The sequence below is a fragment of the Nocardia sp. NPDC127526 genome (assembly GCF_042672265.1).
GTDB lineage: Bacteria > Actinomycetota > Actinomycetes > Mycobacteriales > Mycobacteriaceae > Nocardia.
Map to the genome: position 1 here is coordinate 1 of NZ_JBHXVO010000051.1, position 15232 is coordinate 15232.

Annotated in this window: 17 protein-coding genes and 1 pseudogene; 8 read left to right on the forward strand and 10 right to left on the reverse strand. The window is 68.0% G+C overall.

Annotation, left to right across the window (positions count from 1 at the left end; genetic code table 11):
* Positions 1-164 precede the first annotated feature (164 nt).
* Together ACFVIV_RS38045 and ACFVIV_RS38050 are read right to left on the reverse strand one after the other, a co-directional pair.
* Positions 165-1049 carry a dihydrodipicolinate synthase family protein gene (locus ACFVIV_RS38045; protein WP_379205024.1) on the reverse strand — a complete coding sequence of 295 codons (885 nt, stop codon included), beginning with the start codon at positions 1047-1049 and terminating at the stop codon, positions 165-167.
* An 18-nt stretch (positions 1050-1067) separates the two neighbouring features.
* Positions 1068-1412: pseudogene (locus ACFVIV_RS38050) on the reverse strand (class II aldolase/adducin family protein); the annotation flags it as partial.
* A gap of 56 nt (positions 1413-1468) precedes the next feature.
* Between ACFVIV_RS38050 and ACFVIV_RS38055 the strand changes: the two are divergent.
* The 3 genes from ACFVIV_RS38055 (at position 1469) to ACFVIV_RS38065 (ending at position 2493) form a co-directional block, all read left to right on the forward strand.
* Positions 1469-1702: a hypothetical protein gene (locus ACFVIV_RS38055; RefSeq protein ID WP_379205026.1), complete on the forward strand. Its 234-nt coding sequence runs from the start codon at positions 1469-1471 to the stop codon at positions 1700-1702.
* Positions 1702-2019 (forward strand): hypothetical protein, encoded by a 318-nt coding sequence (locus ACFVIV_RS38060; RefSeq protein ID WP_379205028.1) that lies wholly within the window; start codon positions 1702-1704, stop codon positions 2017-2019. The genes ACFVIV_RS38055 and ACFVIV_RS38060 overlap by 1 nt, the downstream gene beginning before the upstream one ends.
* A gap of 207 nt (positions 2020-2226) precedes the next feature.
* Positions 2227-2493 (forward strand): cupin domain-containing protein, encoded by a 267-nt coding sequence (locus ACFVIV_RS38065; RefSeq protein ID WP_379205030.1) that lies wholly within the window; start codon positions 2227-2229, stop codon positions 2491-2493.
* 14 nt (positions 2494-2507) lie between these two features.
* On the opposite strand, the gene ACFVIV_RS38070 is transcribed toward ACFVIV_RS38065, so the two are convergent.
* Positions 2508-3386 (reverse strand): RecB family exonuclease, encoded by an 879-nt coding sequence (locus tag ACFVIV_RS38070; RefSeq protein WP_379205031.1) that lies wholly within the window; start codon positions 3384-3386, stop codon positions 2508-2510.
* Between the two features lie 84 nt (positions 3387-3470).
* Here ACFVIV_RS38070 and ACFVIV_RS38075 point away from each other — a divergent pair, with 84 nt between their 5' ends.
* The gene (locus ACFVIV_RS38075; protein ID WP_379205033.1) at positions 3471-4304 is read left to right on the forward strand and encodes a tRNA (adenine-N1)-methyltransferase; all 834 of its coding nucleotides are present in this window, start codon (positions 3471-3473) and stop codon (positions 4302-4304) included.
* Between the two features lie 3 nt (positions 4305-4307).
* Here the strand turns inward: ACFVIV_RS38075 and ACFVIV_RS38080 are convergent, their stop codons facing one another.
* The 6 genes from ACFVIV_RS38080 to ACFVIV_RS38105 all read right to left on the reverse strand — a co-directional run bounded on the left by ACFVIV_RS38080 (position 4308) and on the right by ACFVIV_RS38105 (position 7857).
* Entirely contained in the window at positions 4308-5723 is a 1416-nt protein-coding gene (locus ACFVIV_RS38080) for a serine hydrolase domain-containing protein (protein ID WP_379205035.1), read from the reverse strand.
* 5 nt (positions 5724-5728) lie between these two features.
* Entirely contained in the window at positions 5729-6010 is a 282-nt protein-coding gene (locus ACFVIV_RS38085) for a hypothetical protein (RefSeq protein WP_379205037.1), read from the reverse strand.
* Positions 6011-6018: 8 nt separating this feature from the next.
* A complete protein-coding gene (locus tag ACFVIV_RS38090; RefSeq protein WP_379205039.1) occupies positions 6019-6513 on the reverse strand; it encodes a Clp protease N-terminal domain-containing protein in 495 nt (164 codons plus the stop codon).
* Position 6514: 1 nt separating this feature from the next.
* Positions 6515-6745, reverse strand: coding sequence for a hypothetical protein (locus ACFVIV_RS38095; RefSeq protein WP_379205041.1), 231 nt, complete (start codon positions 6743-6745; stop codon positions 6515-6517).
* A 176-nt stretch (positions 6746-6921) separates the two neighbouring features.
* Positions 6922-7344 carry a hypothetical protein gene (locus ACFVIV_RS38100; RefSeq protein ID WP_379205043.1) on the reverse strand — a complete coding sequence of 141 codons (423 nt, stop codon included), beginning with the start codon at positions 7342-7344 and terminating at the stop codon, positions 6922-6924.
* Between the two features lie 51 nt (positions 7345-7395).
* Positions 7396-7857: a hypothetical protein gene (locus ACFVIV_RS38105; RefSeq protein WP_379205044.1), complete on the reverse strand. Its 462-nt coding sequence runs from the start codon at positions 7855-7857 to the stop codon at positions 7396-7398.
* 243 nt (positions 7858-8100) lie between these two features.
* Between ACFVIV_RS38105 and arc the strand changes: the two genes are divergently transcribed.
* The 3 genes from arc (at position 8101) to ACFVIV_RS38120 (ending at position 13560) form a co-directional block, all read left to right on the forward strand.
* On the forward strand, positions 8101-9861 hold the full coding sequence (gene arc / locus ACFVIV_RS38110; RefSeq protein WP_379205046.1) for a proteasome ATPase: 1761 nt from the start codon (positions 8101-8103) through the stop codon (positions 9859-9861).
* A 200-nt stretch (positions 9862-10061) separates the two neighbouring features.
* A complete protein-coding gene (locus tag ACFVIV_RS38115; RefSeq protein WP_379205048.1) occupies positions 10062-11195 on the forward strand; it encodes an FAD-dependent oxidoreductase in 1134 nt (377 codons plus the stop codon).
* A 148-nt stretch (positions 11196-11343) separates the two neighbouring features.
* A complete protein-coding gene (locus ACFVIV_RS38120; RefSeq protein ID WP_379205050.1) occupies positions 11344-13560 on the forward strand; it encodes an NB-ARC domain-containing protein in 2217 nt (738 codons plus the stop codon).
* A 30-nt stretch (positions 13561-13590) separates the two neighbouring features.
* Here the strand turns inward: ACFVIV_RS38120 and sigJ are convergent, their stop codons facing one another.
* Positions 13591-14481 (reverse strand): RNA polymerase sigma factor SigJ, encoded by an 891-nt coding sequence (gene sigJ / locus ACFVIV_RS38125; RefSeq protein WP_379205052.1) that lies wholly within the window; start codon positions 14479-14481, stop codon positions 13591-13593.
* Positions 14482-14637: 156 nt separating this feature from the next.
* On the opposite strand from sigJ, the gene ACFVIV_RS38130 reads away from it, so the two are divergent.
* Positions 14638-15222, forward strand: a complete 585-nt coding sequence (locus tag ACFVIV_RS38130) for an NADPH-dependent FMN reductase (protein WP_379205053.1) — start codon at positions 14638-14640, stop codon at positions 15220-15222.
* Positions 15223-15232 lie beyond the last annotated feature (10 nt).

Here is a 15232-nt window from a genome sequence, read left to right on the forward strand (position 1 = left end):
TATGGCTCTGGGGGCCCCCCACCGCGCGGGGGCCGCCGCGAAAGAATTCGCCACCAACCGCTCGCGCCCCCCCGGCGTCTTATGCCGCCGCGGCCGCGATCGCATTGAGCGCCTGGTCGAAGTTCTCCTCGTGGGTCTAATGGTGGGAACTTCTACCCGGGTGCTCAGCGCGTGGCAGCCGCTATCAACGCGGTCAGCTGCTCGGTCGTCTCCGGATCGAGCGGCAGCAGCGGGCGGCGGGGTTCGCCCGCGTCGATGCCCAGGCTGCGCAGTCCCGCCTTCACCGTCTTCGGCAGTCCACGACTGACCAGCAGGGTGAGCAGCGGTTGCAAGCTCGCGAACAGTTCGGTCGCCTTCTCGGTGTCGGCGGTGTCGAGCAGCCGCCAGAACTCCACGATCTGCTTCGGCACCAGACACGGTGCGGCCGTGCACCATCCGGCCGCACCCGCCTCATGCGCGCGCAGCGCGAGGGGATTGCTGCCGTTGAAGAACGGAATCCGTCCGCCGCCCAGTTCAGCGATGCGATGCATGCGGCCGATATCGCCGCTGGATTCCTTGATCATGCGGATATTCGAGACGGTCTCGACGAGCTCCACCAGGAACTCCGGCGCCATGTCGATTCCGGTCGTTCCCGGGTTGTTGTAGACCATCACCGGCAGCGACACCGCCTCGGCCACGGCCGTGAAGTGCTGCCGCAGTTCATCTTCCGAGAGCTTCCAATACGACACGGGCAACACCATGATGGCGTCGGCCCCGCAGCGCTGCGCGAATCGGGCGCGGGCGATCGTCCCGACGGTCGTCACCTCGGACGCGCCGACGATCACCGGCACCCGCCCGGCCACGTGTTCCACGGTGGCGGCCGCGACGGTTTCCCATTCGGCATCGTCGAGATAGGCGCTCTCGCCCGTGCTGCCCAGCGGGGCGATGGCATTGACGCCGGCGTCGATCATGCGGTCCAGCAAGGCTTTCAGCACCGTCGTATCGACGCTGCCGGACTCGGAGAAGGGCGTCACCGGATAGGCGATGATGCCCCGGATGCGATCGGTCATAGTGAATCCTTGTTCTGCTCAGGCATTTTCGAACGTGTCAGGGTGATTGCGCAGCGCCCGCCGCGCGTAGTAGGCGAAATTGGCCTGACTGCGCCGCGGCGTCAGCGTCCAGTCGTGCGCCTCCCGAGCCAATCGCGGCGGCAGCGGCTTGATCTCCCCGGCCGCCATGGCCAGCAGCTGCAATTCGGCGGCCCGCTCGATGAGATGCGCCAGCGAGCACGCCTCCTCGATGCTCGCCCCGACCACCAGTTGCCCGTGATGGGCCAGCAGAATCGCCCGCTTGTCGCCCAGCGCGGCGGAGATGATCTCACCCTCTTCGTTGCCGACCGGCACGCCCGGCCAATCCGGCAGAAAGGCCGTCTCCTGTTGCCAATCGTATGCCGCCACACATACCGCCAATTGGCGGTACGCTGGGCGGTATGGGACGCAAGACCTCGATGTCGTTCGACGACGAGACGCTGGCGATCATTGCGCGGCGTGCAGCTGAAGAGAATATGGACCGATCGGCGTATCTGGCGGAACTCGTGCGCCGCGACGATCTCCGCCGCCGGCTCGCTGCTGATAGCGCCACCCTTAATGCTGCGGGATATGGCCCTGATCGTGCCACTGCGCTAACCGCGGGCCTGATAGCGCAACGGCGGGCCGCCGGCTGATGGCGGCGCCCCGGTTCGGCGAGGTCTGGCACGCCCCGTCGGGTTCGGTCCTGCCCGGGGGAATGCTCTGCCTCATCATCAGCTCCGATGATTACCACCGTATCCGGCGGCAGTACATCATCGTCGAAGTCGTATCGGATCCGATGTCCGGCGATGCGATCATCTGCGATCTGGGCCCAGTCGGCGTCGCTCTCACCGGAGCGCCGTTCACAGTCGGGCCAGGCTTTTTTGCCGGTTCGGACGAGCCGATCGCAGTGCTCGACAATGACACCGCCCGCCGCGCCGTCGATCAGGTCCGGGCGATTCTCGGCCCCTAGTATTCGCGCGACGATTTGTGGTGCGAGGGGCGCATCGTGCTGATTCCTGCAGTCCCATACATCGTGGCGCGGTGGTATCCGCTTCGGTCAGCTGTTGTTCAACGGGCCGACCCCGTTACTGCTGGAGTAGCGGGGCCGGGGAGGTACCCGCCCCGGTACCGGCGGACGCGGCATATCACGCCCTGCCACTTGTGTCCCGGGAAAGCCATGCAGCCGTTCGCAGTCCACTCCACCACCGACACAGGCGCCGGCCCGCAGACCCACACCGGCGACGAGTTCGTCTTCGTGCAGAGCGGAACCGTCGAAGTCACCGTCCCCGGCGATGTCATCACCCTCGAACAGGGCGACAGCCGCTACTTCGCCGCCACCACCCCGCACCGCATCCGCTCGATCTCGCCGGAGCGAGCCCGCCTCATGGTCGTGGTCGGCGAACGCGACGAGGCCGATCACTCACCCCACGACGCCCCGCGCTGATTCCCGGGCGTCGCCTACGGCAGCTCAGGGTCGAATTCGGGGAGCTGTTCCGGGAAAGGTGGTGGGGTGCCGCCGAATTCGGGGCAGAGGGATTTGAATTCGCAGTAGTCGCAGAGCCAGCTGCGGCTGGGTGGGAAGTCCTTGGTGGTGACGGCCGTGCGGATGGCTTCCCAGAGGGCGGTGACGATGCGCTCGAAGCGTAGGAGTTCGTCGGCGTCCGGTTCGTAGGTGAGGACCTGGGCGTCGGCCAGGTACATGAGGCGTAGCTGGTTGGGGGCCTTGCCGAGGGTGCGGAGGAGGACCAGGGCGTAGAACTTGAGCTGGAACAGGGCGCGGGTCTCGTAGGCGGGGGTGGGGGCGCGGCCGGTTTTGTAGTCGACTATGCGGACCTCGCCGGTCGGGGAGCGGTCGATGCGGTCGACGAAGCCGCGCAGGGGGACGCCGTCGGGGGATTCGGTTTCGATGAGCGCCTCGAGCGATTCCGGTTCGAAGCCGCTGGGGTCCTCGAGGCCGAAGTACACGCCGACGAGCTCGCGGACCTCGCCGAGGAAGGCCGCCAGGTCCTCGCCGGTCACCAGTTCACCGGCCTCCGGGCGCTGTTCGAGCAGCCGGGCCCATGACGGTTCGATCAGTTCCGCGGCGTGCTCGAGATCCCGCTCACCCGCCGGCAGGCCGAACAGGGCCTCCAGCACCGCGTGCACCAGGGTGCCGCGCACCGCCATGCGCGAGGGCGGCTCCGGGATGCGGTCGATGGCGCGCAGCCGGTACTTCAGCGGGCACTGCTTGAAATCGATTGCCCGCGAAGGAGACAGCGCGAGCCTGCGCGTCTTCTCGGGTGCTGCGGGGCCGACGTCGCCCGCGTCGTCCGGGGTAGTGATCGCGGGAACCGACATACCTGGCAGGCTAGACGCCGGCACCGACAAGGTGTGAAACGAATCGAAGCAGCAATTTCGCAGCGACGCACGGAACGGAGATTCATGACGGCCAGACCGACCGGCCCCTTCCAGATCGGTGACCGGGTACAGCTGACCGACGCCAAGGGACGCAAGTTCACGGTGATCCTGGAGGCGGGCGCGTTCTTCCACACGCACGCCGGCCCCATCGCCCACGACGACCTCATCGGCGCGGACGAGGGCAGCGTGGTGAACTCCGCCAAGAACACCCCGTATCTGGCGCTGCGACCGCTGCTCACCGACTACGTGCTGTCCATGCCGCGCGGCGCCGCGGTCATCTACCCCAAGGACGCCGCCCAGATCGTGCACGAGGGCGATATCTTCCCCGGCGCCAAGGTCCTCGAGGCCGGTGCGGGCTCCGGCGCGCTGACCTGCTCGCTGCTGCGCGCGGTCGGCCCGGAGGGCAAGGTCATCTCCTGGGAGATCCGCGAGGACCACGCCGAGCACGCCGTCAAGAATGTCGAGCGCTTCTTCGGCGAACGCCCCGACAACTGGGAGCTCACCCTCGGCGATGTGGCGGAGTACTCCGGCGAGCAGGTCGACCGCGTCATCCTCGACATGCTCAAGCCGTGGGACACCCTGGACGCGGTCTCCAAGGCCCTGATCCCCGGCGGCGTACTCATGGTCTACGTCGCCACCACCACCCAGATGTCCGAGGTGGTCGAGCACCTGCGCCGCCAGGGCTGCTGGACCGAACCGCGCGCCTGGGAATCGATGGTCCGCGGCTGGCACGTGGTCGGCCTGGCCGTCCGCCCCGAACACCGCATGCAGGGCCACACCGCCTTCCTGGTGAGCGCCCGCCGCCTCGCCGACGGCGTCACCGCGCCGCGACCCCAGCGGCGCCCGTCCAAGGGCTGATGTTCAGGCGCGGGGATGCACACGGGAATTCGTGTGCAGATACCGCGCCTGTCCACGGGGGTATGGGGGCTGTGCCCCCACCGCCGCACCCGTCCGCGCATCGCGGACGTCGTAGATGGCGACCGTCTGCGTATCCTCCAGCGGATCGTCCGACGGCATCAGGAAGTGCGTCTCGCTCACCGGAATCAGCCGGTAGACGAGGCGTTCCGGCTTGCCCATGAACTGGGCGTGCATCGGATTCAGGAAGAGCGTGAGGCGGAGTTCGTCATCCTCCGCCGTCACCTCGAAACGCGTGCCCGGTCGCGCATACACGCCGGTGTATCGGGACAGGTCGAGCCGCAAGGCCGGATCGGGCCGCGGCAGCTCCGGCGCGGTGGGCGCGTCCAGTCCGGGCAGGATGAGATCGAACACCTTCTTGTAGAAGGATTCTCGCGGCGAACCGTTCGTCAGCAGCGTGATGGCCAGATTCTGCTCGGGCAGGATGCGCAGCCGCGCGTTCTGCCCGATGGTGCTGCCGTCCGACGCATACACGGTCTGCCCGCTCCAGTCGCACACAATGAGCCCCAGCGCCCATTCCGGCCCGAACATGTACGGATCAGGGATGGGGACACGGGAATTCAGCATCTCCCGCACCGCCGCCGCCGACACGATGCGCCTGCCGTCCGGCGCTCGGCCGCCGTCGAGGAACACGTGTGCCAATGAGAGCACGTCGCGCACAGTCGAATTCACGCCACCGCCGGGACCGAAGTCACGCGGCAGGTAGGGCACCGGGGTGGCGATCGGCCCCTCGTCCAGCGATCGCAGCATGTGCCCGGTCGCGGCGCGGGCCGGATCGACATCCTCGGGCCGGCAGGTCGTATCGGCCTGCCCGAGCGGCGCGAACACCCGGTCCCGCATGAGCTCGTGCCACGGCTTGCCGTCGAGCACCTCCATGATCCGGGCGAGAATCGCATAGCCCAGAGCCGCGCTGTAGCCATGCGTGCGGCCGAGCGGAAAGACCTGCGGCGCATCGGCGATGCCCGCCACCATGCGCGCGTAGATGTCGTCGCCCTCGCCGGGATCGCCGTAGCTCTCCTCGATCCCGTTGGTGTGGTTCAGCAGATGCCGCGGTGTGACCGCCGCGGCGACCTCCGGGTCGGCAACGGTGAATCCGGGCAGGTAGGTGCGCACCGGCTCGTCGAGGTCCACCAGTCCGGCATCGACGAACTGCATGAACGCCAAGGCGGTCCAGGTCTTGGTCATGGACCCGCACTGATAGATGGTGTCGGTCGTCGCGGGCGCTCCGCCCGGGGCCTTCGTGATTCCGACCGCGAGCTCGGTGACCTTCCCGTCCCGCAGCACGCCGACCGCGGCGCTCGGAATCCCGTACTCCGCAAGGAGTTCGGCGATTCGCGGGCGCAGCCCTTCGATATCGATCATGATCGCTACTTGGCCAGCCCGACCGCATTGGCGGCATCGGCTTCGAAGTACTCGGTGCTGGCGAAGCGCCCGGCGTGCTCCTCCAGGAAGGCCGACACACCGGCCACCGAGTCGTGCGCGATGACATTGACCGCCTTGGTCCCATCGGTGCTGGATACCGCCAGAATCCACTTGGCGCCCTTGGGAAGCCGCCCGTGCGCCTGCTTCAGCGCATTCCAGTACCCGTCGTTGTCCGCGACCGTGGACACGGCCATCACATGCGTGCGCGCGGCACTGTTGAATCCCATGATGTCTCCTACTCCGATTCGCCGAGCGCGGCCCGGACCTGGTTGATGAGTTCGGTGCGATCCACCCCGGCGGCGGCCAGGGCGCGCGGCACCGTGCCGACCTCGGCGCGCAGAATGGCCAGCAGCAGATGCTCCGGGCGCAGTTCGCGTTTCGCGTACGTGGACATCATGCGTTCGAACACGAGCTTGCCGCTGGCTCCCAACGAGTCCGCGGCACTCTGTCGTGCAACAGGTTCGGGCAGATCCGCCGCCCGTGCCGAGACGCCCGCCACCGCGAGACTCTGCTCGAATTCCCGGTCCAATGCGGCGCCGATGCCGCCGTGGTCGAGCCCGGCCGCGGCCAAGATGGCCTGCGGTTCGGTGCCGTCCCGGCCGGCGATGGCCAGCAGCATGTGCTGCGCCTCGATGGTCGCCGAACCGTCCCGCTGGGCCTCCCGCCCGGCCCGCTCGATGACCGAGCCGAGATAAACCTGGAACGGGTCGTGCTTGTCGAACAACGACATCTCAGCGCCTCCTCAGCGTGACGCCCGCGGCAATGAGCCGTTTGGCGTGTTTCTTGTGCACCGCCTGACGGGTGATCCCGAGCGCCTCGGCGACCTGCGGCCAGCTCCAACCGGACCGCATGGCCTCCTCCACCGCGACGTCCTCGAGCCGATCGGCCAAGCGCCGCAAGGCGACTACGGCCGCGAGCCGGCCCGCGGGATCGGTCGAATCCGGGATCTCCATGGCAGCCATGTAAGCAACCGTAGTTGACTAACCAGTTTGTAGTCAACCAAAGTTGCTTAATCTGGACGACTGATGCGGTCGCGTCGACCACGGGTGGCGCCACCGCGGCTCCGAAATGCCGAGAGCCCCCGCCACGACCGTGGCGGAGGCTCTCGATTGTTTGTTCGTTGTCGGCGATACGCCCGTCAGCAGGGCGCCTTGCCCAGGCCGAGGATCATGCACCCGGTGCTCTCCGAGAGCCGCCAGCCGCCGTCCACGTACTGCCAGCTCATCGGCACACCCGGCATGGTCCCGTGCGGCGAGGAGATGGCCACGGAGGCATTCGCGTTGTCGCCGTCCACCTGCACGCCCGACACGCCCCAGCCGATGTGCCCGTAGCCGCCCAGCTTCGAGGTCATGGTGTCGATATTGCTCGCCCGCTGGTCGCCGCCGACCATCAACCGCGTCTTGTCGGCGGTCGGCACGCCCGGATCGGTGAACCGGTCGAGCGTGGACTGCAACTGCTCCGGGGACGGCGCGGGCGCGGCAGCGGCCGATCCGATACCCGAGGCCAAGGCGGCGGCCGCGCCCACGGCGGCCAGGGAAATCCGAACAGAACGGGCAAACATTGACAAACGTGCCTTTCGCGTCGAACTGGGTAATACGGGAGGGCTATGGAATCACGGCTGGCAGGCCGCGCGTGCCATGCCCAGAATGGTGCAGGCGCCCGCGTCGGAGAGCTTCCACGCGCCGTCGGAGTACGCGAAGCTCATCGGGACGTCGGGCATGGTGCCGTGCGGCGAGGTGACCGACACCTTGGCGTCGGCCTTGGCGCCGTCGGCCTCGACTTCGCCCACGGCGAACGTGACCTGATAGTTCGCCAGGCCCTTGTTCATGGTCTCGATCAGGGTCACCCGCTTGTCCCCGTCCACGACGAGTTTCGCCTTGTCGGCGGCCGGTTTGGCGGGATCGGCGAAGGCGGTCAGCACACCCTGCAGTTCGGCCGCGGTGGGCGCGGGCGCGGCGGCTTGCTGTGCCGAAGTGCTGGCGGAAGTGGCCGACTCGGTGGAATTGTTCTTGTCGTCGGAACCGCAGCCGGTCAAGGTTGCGGTAGCGGCAACCGCTGCGGCGGCGATAGCCACGGAAACACGAAGCGTCCGCGTGACGTTGCGCATACCAGGAGTCCGACTGGTGGGAAGGAGCATCAACGGCACCCTTTCGGCTCGGCCGGCGGTTAACTCGCCGGAAACAGGTTAGGGCAGGCTAACATGCTGGTTCGGCCCGCGAGCCGCAGCCTAGATGTGATCACGACGAAACCATGTCGGAAAGCGAGAACGGTTATCGCCCGGTAGCGTTGATAGACCGGGACTGGGAGGAGCAGCATCATGAGCCCCATCGAACATTCGGATTCGGCAGCCTGGAGGGAACTCGAGGCAGTACGTGCCGAGGCGGCTGCACTCCGGAGGCAACTCGCCGACTCGCCGGATCGCACACGGGAATTGGAAGCGCGCATCGATTCGCTGACAATTCGCAACACCAAGTTGATGGACACCCTCAAAGAGGCGCGGCAGCAACTGGTCGCCCTGCGTGAGGAAGTCGACCGGCTCGGCCAGCCACCGAGCGGTTACGGCGTCCTGATCGGTGCGTATGACGATCAGACGGTCGATGTGTTCACTTCCGGGCGCAAGATGCGACTGACGTGCTCACCGAATATCGACACGACCACCCTCACCTATGGGCAGACCGTTCGGCTGAACGAAGCGCTCACCGTGGTGGAGGCCGGACTTTTCGATCAAATCGGTGAAATCGGCACGCTGCGCGAGATTCTCGACGACGGGCGCCGCGCGCTGGTCGTCGGGCATGCGGACGAGGAGAGGGTGGTCTGGCTCGCCGGCCCGCTCTCGGAGCTCGTCGACGCCGATGATCTGGAGGATCCGGATCGGCCCATTCGCAAACTGCGGCCGGGTGATTCGCTGCTGGTCGACACCAAGGCCGGCTTCGCCTTCGAGCGGATTCCCAAGGCCGAGGTCGAGGACCTCGTGCTGGAGGAAGTGCCGGATGTGGACTACCACGACATCGGCGGCCTGTCGCGGCAGATCGAGCAGATCCGCGACGCGGTGGAACTGCCGTTCCTGCACAAGGATCTGTTCCGCGAGTACGCGCTGCGCCCGCCCAAGGGCGTGCTGCTCTACGGTCCGCCCGGTTGCGGTAAGACCTTGATCGCCAAGGCCGTCGCCAACTCCCTGGCGAAGAAGATCGCCGAGGCGCGCGGTGAGGACGCCAAGGAGGCCAAGTCCTACTTCCTCAATATCAAGGGTCCCGAGCTGCTCAACAAGTTCGTGGGTGAGACCGAGCGCCACATTCGGATCATCTTCCAGCGGGCTCGTGAGAAGGCCAGTGAAGGCACCCCGGTGATCGTGTTCTTCGACGAGATGGACTCGATCTTCCGCACCCGCGGTTCGGGCGTGTCCTCCGATGTGGAGACCACCGTGGTCCCGCAGCTGCTGTCGGAGATCGACGGTGTCGAGGGTCTGGAGAACGTCATCGTCATCGGCGCCTCCAACCGCGAGGACATGATCGACCCGGCCATCCTGCGTCCGGGCCGCCTGGACGTGAAGATCAAGATCGAGCGCCCCGATGCCGAAGCGGCGCAGGACATCTTCTCCAAGTACCTCACGGAGACGCTGCCCCTGCACGCCGAGGACCTGCAGGAGTTCGACAACGATCGCGGCAAGTGCGTGCAGGCCACCATCGAACGCGTGGTGGACCGCATGTACGCCGAGAGCGAGGACAACCGCTTCCTGGAGGTCACCTACGCCAACGGTGACAAGGAAGTCCTGTACTTCAAGGACTTCAACTCCGGCGCCATGATCCAGAACATCGTGGACCGGGCCAAGAAGTACGCCATCAAGGCCGTCCTCGAAACCGGCAACCCGGGCCTGCGCATCCAGCATCTCTACGATTCGATCGTGGACGAGTTCTCCGAGAACGAGGACCTGCCCAACACCACGAATCCCGATGACTGGGCTCGCATCTCGGGCAAGAAGGGCGAACGGATCGTCTACATCCGGACCCTCGTGACCGGGAAGAACGCGTCCGCCAGCCGGGCCATCGACACCGAGTCGAATACCGGGCAGTACCTGTAATCGAAACCAAGGAAGGGCGCGCCTCCACCGGAGGCGCGCCCTTTCGTCTGCGGTCCCGCCCTCCGCCTTCCCGGCGGATGTCGTGAGCCGCAGCGGATCTCGGCGCACGACTGCAGTGGATCTCGGCGCGAGAGGGTGACGCATGACGGTGTAAGCCGGGCGCAAGGGCGATGCAATCGCCGCTCGGCAGCCTCGACGCCATGACCACTCCAGTAACGATCATCGGTGCCGGGCTCGGCGGACTCACCCTGGCTCGTGTGCTGCACGTGCACGGCATTCCGTGCACGGTGTACGAGGCCGAGTCCGCGCCGACCGCTCGCGCGCAGGGCGGGATGCTCGACATCCACGACTACAACGGGCAACTCGCCATCGAGGCGGCCGGGCTGATGGACGAGTTCCGCGGGCTCATCCTGGAAGGCCGCCAGGCGATGCGGATCCTCGAACCGAACGGCACCGTCCTGTTCGAGAAGTCCGACGACGGCACGGGCGGACGCCCCGAGGTGCAGCGGGGCGACCTGCGGCAGCTGCTGCTCGATTCGCTCCCGGACGGCACGGTGCGGTGGGGCCGCAAGGTCAGCGGTGTGCGTGCGCTCGGCGACGGCCGCCACGAGGTGGGTTTCGCCGGCGGCGGCGCGGTCACCACGAGCATGCTGGTGGGCGCGGACGGGGCGTGGTCGCGGGTGCGGCCGTTGTTGTCCACTGCCACACCCGAATACAGCGGCGAGGCCCTGGTGGACATCTACCTGTTCGATGCCGACACTCGCCACCCCGCCGCCGCGAAACTGGTCGGCGGCGGCTCGCTGATGGTGCCCGCCTCGGGCAGCGAGATTCACGCGCACCGGGAGAAGGGCGACACCCTGCACGTCTACGTACTGCTCGACCGGCCGCTGGACTGGTTCGCCGCCATCGATTTCACCGATACCGCCGCGGCCACCGCGCGGCTCGCGGCGGAATTCGACGGCTGGGCACCGGAACTCACCGCACTCGTCACCGGCAGCGACACCGCGCCGATCCTGCGCCCGCTCTATGCCCTGCCGCTCGGCCACCGCTGGGAACGGAAACCGGGCGTGACCCTGCTCGGCGACGCCGCCCACCTCGCGATCGCGAACGGCGAAGGCGCCAACCTGGTCATGCTCGACGGCGCCGAACTCGGCAAGGCCCTGGCCGCGCACCCCGGCGACACCGCGGCCGCCCTCGCCGACTACGAGCCGGCCATGTTCACCCGCACCCTTGAAACCCTCACCGACACAGCAGCTCTGGAGGAGAGTCTGTTCGACGGCGAAGCCCCGGAGAAGCTGGCTGAGATCTTCGCCGCACACCAGCGCTCTGCGTGAGCATTCGCCGCCCGTCAGCACTCTGCCGAGCGTGATCGACCGCTTCGAGCGCCGTCACCCGGCAGTCGCGCTCGCCGCCGCCGGTCACGGTGCCGCCGAGCAGGCGAAACCTGTTGGTGGCTGCCGGAGTTGGTGTGACCATAGAGGCATGCGTAGGCGGCGCACCGGCGAGTCGTGGCGCATTCGGCTGGGATGGATCCTGTTCGGCACGGCCATGGCGATGCTGCTGGTGGCCCTGCCGGTGTGGGCGGTGGCGACCGGCGATGTGAACAAGGTTGCGGGATGGGCGAATATCCTCGCGCTGCCGGTCTCGGCGCTGGGATTGGTACTGCTGGTGGCCGAAACCCGTTCGGTGCGAACGGGACAGCCCGAGCGGCGGCGGCCGTGGATGGCGCCGCCGCTGGACCGCATGATCGAGCGCCCGGAGCTGGGGGAGCGGCTGCTGACGGCATTGACCACACCGGGGGTGTCCGAGGTGGGTTTGAGCACCGGGCTGCACGGTGCCGGTGGGTTCGGCAAAACCCGTCTGGCGACCTGGGTTTGCCATCGGCCGGAGATCGAGTGCCAGTATCCGGGCGGCCTGCTGTGGGTCACCCTCGGACAAGAGGTGCAGGGTGCGGACCTGGCCGCACGGATCAACGAGCTGACCGCGACCCTGGCCGGCGGGGATCTGCCGATGCTGTCGGATCCGGACGCGGCCGGCGCCGAACTGGGCCGGCAGCTCGACACGGGGCATCCGGTGCTGGTGGTGCTCGACGATGCGTGGGAGGACTGCCAGCTGCGCCCGTTCCGCTTCGGCGGGCGCGACTGCACCCGGCTGGTCACCACCCGCATCCCCGATCTGCTGCCGCCCACCAGCGGCCGCATCTGCGTGGACGCCATGTCCCCTGCGCAGGCACAGCAGATGATCGCCGACGGCGTGACCGGCCTGTCCCCGGAAATGGTTGCGCGGCTTGCGAATCTGGCAGGCCGCTGGCCGGTGCTGCTCAATCTGGTCAATGCCGCGCTGCGCCGCCGGACCGACCGCGGGCAGCCCGCCGAATCGGCGGCCGAGGACATCGCCCACCGGCTGACGGCCGAGGGCCCGGCGGCCTTCGATCCCGCCTGCGCCGAGGACCGCGGCCGCGCGGTCGCGGCGACGGTGCAGGCCAGCCTGGACCTGCTGACGCCCACCGACCGCCAACGCTGCCTGGATCTGGCGATCTTCCCCGAGGACATGGACATTCCGCTGACCGCGCTGCGGCTGTTGTGGACCGGCGGCGCGGTTGAGCCGACCTGCGCGGAGCTGGCGAGCCTGGGCCTGGTCAGCGACTACCGTCTCGACCCGCCCGGCCCGCGACTGGTCGTGCACGATGTCCTGCGCGCCCACCTGCGCACCCGCCGCACCGCCACCGAACAGGCCGCCGCCCATGCCCAGCTGATCGACGCGGTCGCCGCCCAACTCCCCGCGCACGAGGCCGGAACACCGCCACCGTGGTGGCTGATGCCCGCGGATATCGACTATGCGTGGCGGTATCTGGCCTACCACCTGCATCACGCGGGACGAGACGACCTGCTGGTGGCCCTGCTGTGCGATCTGCGGTGGACCGAGGCGAAGGCCCGCAAGTTCGGATCAGCGGTGAGCGTGGAAGCCGATCTGGCACTTGTGAATACACCCGCCATCGATGCATTGCGGGAAGCGCTGCACCGAATCGGGCACCTGCTCGGCCCGATCGATCCGCCGGCCGCGCTCGGCGCCACCCTGGCCGGGTGGCTGCGGGGCATTGCCGGACTCGAGGACATCGTCGACCGCTATCGCACCGGCCTGCCCCGGCCACTGCTGGAACCGGTCGCACCCGCAACCCTCCGACCGCCCGCCGCGGCGCTCGGCGCTGTCGCGGCCTGGGCCGGGCATATCGGTGACGTGATCGGCTGCGCGTTCTCCCCGGACGGGACCACGCTGACGACCACGAGCGACGACGGCACCGCCCGGCTGTGGAGCGTCGCCGACCGAACCACCACGCACGTGCTCCGCGACCACCCGGGCGGTGTCCGGGGGCGCGCCTTCTCTCCCGATGGTGCACTGTTCGCCTCGACCGGACAGGACGGCACAGCGCGGCTGTGGAATGCGGCCGACCGCAGCGAATACGCGGTGCTCACCGGTCACATCGGCGTGGTGCGGGATTGCGCGTTCGCACCCGACGGGGCACTGCTCGCCACCGCCGGTGACGACGGCACCGTACGGATTTGGCGGACAGCCGATGCCCGTTGCCACTGTGCACTGCGATTCGCGGGTCCTGTGCTCACCATTGCCTGGCACCCCGATGGGACCACGCTGTGCGCCGGTGGCGGGACCGGTGTGCACCTGCTCACCTATCTCCCGTGAATCCTGCTCGCGCGCAGCGCGTGCCAGTACTCAGTTCGCCGTCCAGGGACGGAGTTTCTCAGGGTTGCGGATCACCCAGATGCGGGTGATGTGGTCGTCGGCGATGTCGAAGGCGTAGACCGCGACCACCTCCCCGGCGAGTTCGGCGACCAGGCCGGGCTGGCCGTTCACGGTGCGTTCGAGGAGAGCTACTCCGGAACGCTGGGCGGCGATTTCCATCCAGGCGCTCGCGATGTTCTCGGCGCCGGTAATGGGGTCGCGGAAGGCGGGGACCAGGCCGCCGCTGTCGGCGATGGCGATCGCTTCGGGGTCCAAGAGGCTGACCAGGGCCGCGATATCCCTTGTGTCCCAGGCTTCTTTGAAGCCCCGGACGATATCGGCGCGGTGCGTGGTGGAGGGGGCTTCGGCGGTGCGGATGCGGCGGCGGGCGCTGGAGGCGAGTTGGCGGCAGGCGGCGGGGGTGCGGCCGACGATCTCGGCGACCTCGGCGAAGGAGTAGCGGAAGACGTCGTGCAGGACGAAGGCGACGCGTTCGGCGGGGGTCATGGAGTCGAGGACGACCAGGAAGGCCATGCTGATCGACTCGTCGAGGGTGACGCGGTCGGCCGGATCGGCGGGGGCGGGGCCGCTCAGCCATTCGGAGCGGTCGGGGACCGGTTCCGGAATCCATTCGCCGACATAGCGTTCGCGCCGGGCGCGGGCGGAGCCGAGCAGGTCCAGGCAGATGCGGCTGGCCACCGTGGTCAGCCACGCGCCGGGGGCGGTCACGTCCTGGCGCTGCCGGTCGGAGAGCGCGTACCAGCGGGTGTAGGTCTCCTGCACCACGTCCTCGGCCTCGGCCAGGGAGCCGAGCAGCCGGTAGGCGAGGTTGAGCAGTTGCCGGCGTTCGCTGATCACCGCGCTCAGTTGCGGGTCGGTCATGGTGTCGGCTCCTTCGGTCGATACGGCCCTCATCCCTATCGACGAAACAGGGAGCCGAAGTGTGAGGCGGCCCGGCAAATGCGGGGCGGCCTGACATTCCGATCGGCTGCGTCGTCGGAAGGGTGTCACACATTCGCAAGCGTAGGAGTTTCGACCATGACCAGAATCGGCATGATCATCGGCAGTACCCGGCCCAATCGCCGGGGGCCGCAGGTCGCGCAGTGGGCTCTGGAGGCGGCAGCGCAGCGCGGCGACGCCGAATTCGAGCTGATCGACCTGCTCGAGCATCCGCTGCCGCATCTGGACGAGGCGGTGCCGCCGATGTTCGGCCCGTCCGTCCACGAGCACACGCGCGCCTGGGCCGAACGGCTCGCGCCCTTCGACGGTTTCGTCATCGTGACCCCCGAATACAACTTCGGCCCTCCCGGCGTCCTGAAGAACGCCCTCGATCACGCCTTCGCCGAGTGGGGAAACAAGGCGGTCGGATTCGTTTCCTATGGCGTGAACGGCGGTGTCCGCGCGGTGGAGCATCTGCGCCCGGTCTGCTGCGGCCTGGGCATGGCCGTGGTCGGCTACCCGGTCATCATCTCGGTGCTCACCGATTTCGTGAACCACACCGACTTCCAGCCGGGCGAACACCACGCCAAGGCCCTGAACACCATGTTGGACGGGGTCATCTCCTGGAGCGGTGCGCTCGCGCCACTGCGGCAGCCCGCCGACACCACCCTCGTCAATTCCTGAAGGACCCGGA

What these genes read in the sequence shown, in the direction of transcription:
- ACFVIV_RS38045 (WP_379205024.1), bottom strand. Translation starts at nt 1,049, where the DNA reads ATGACCGATCGCATCCGGGGCATCATCGCCTATCCGGTGACGCCCTTC.
- ACFVIV_RS38055 (WP_379205026.1), top strand. Translation starts at nt 1,469, where the DNA reads ATGGGACGCAAGACCTCGATGTCGTTCGACGACGAGACGCTGGCGATC.
- ACFVIV_RS38060 (WP_379205028.1), top strand. Translation starts at nt 1,702, where the DNA reads ATGGCGGCGCCCCGGTTCGGCGAGGTCTGGCACGCCCCGTCGGGTTCG.
- ACFVIV_RS38065 (WP_379205030.1), top strand. Translation starts at nt 2,227, where the DNA reads ATGCAGCCGTTCGCAGTCCACTCCACCACCGACACAGGCGCCGGCCCG.
- ACFVIV_RS38070 (WP_379205031.1), bottom strand. Translation starts at nt 3,386, where the DNA reads ATGTCGGTTCCCGCGATCACTACCCCGGACGACGCGGGCGACGTCGGC.
- ACFVIV_RS38075 (WP_379205033.1), top strand. Translation starts at nt 3,471, where the DNA reads ATGACGGCCAGACCGACCGGCCCCTTCCAGATCGGTGACCGGGTACAG.
- ACFVIV_RS38080 (WP_379205035.1), bottom strand. Translation starts at nt 5,723, where the DNA reads ATGATCGATATCGAAGGGCTGCGCCCGCGAATCGCCGAACTCCTTGCG.
- ACFVIV_RS38085 (WP_379205037.1), bottom strand. Translation starts at nt 6,010, where the DNA reads ATGGGATTCAACAGTGCCGCGCGCACGCATGTGATGGCCGTGTCCACG.
- ACFVIV_RS38090 (WP_379205039.1), bottom strand. Translation starts at nt 6,513, where the DNA reads ATGTCGTTGTTCGACAAGCACGACCCGTTCCAGGTTTATCTCGGCTCG.
- ACFVIV_RS38095 (WP_379205041.1), bottom strand. Translation starts at nt 6,745, where the DNA reads ATGGCTGCCATGGAGATCCCGGATTCGACCGATCCCGCGGGCCGGCTC.
- ACFVIV_RS38100 (WP_379205043.1), bottom strand. Translation starts at nt 7,344, where the DNA reads ATGTTTGCCCGTTCTGTTCGGATTTCCCTGGCCGCCGTGGGCGCGGCC.
- arc (WP_379205046.1), top strand. Translation starts at nt 8,101, where the DNA reads ATGAGCCCCATCGAACATTCGGATTCGGCAGCCTGGAGGGAACTCGAG.
- ACFVIV_RS38115 (WP_379205048.1), top strand. Translation starts at nt 10,062, where the DNA reads ATGACCACTCCAGTAACGATCATCGGTGCCGGGCTCGGCGGACTCACC.
- ACFVIV_RS38120 (WP_379205050.1), top strand. Translation starts at nt 11,344, where the DNA reads ATGCGTAGGCGGCGCACCGGCGAGTCGTGGCGCATTCGGCTGGGATGG.
- sigJ (WP_379205052.1), bottom strand. Translation starts at nt 14,481, where the DNA reads ATGACCGACCCGCAACTGAGCGCGGTGATCAGCGAACGCCGGCAACTG.
- ACFVIV_RS38130 (WP_379205053.1), top strand. Translation starts at nt 14,638, where the DNA reads ATGACCAGAATCGGCATGATCATCGGCAGTACCCGGCCCAATCGCCGG.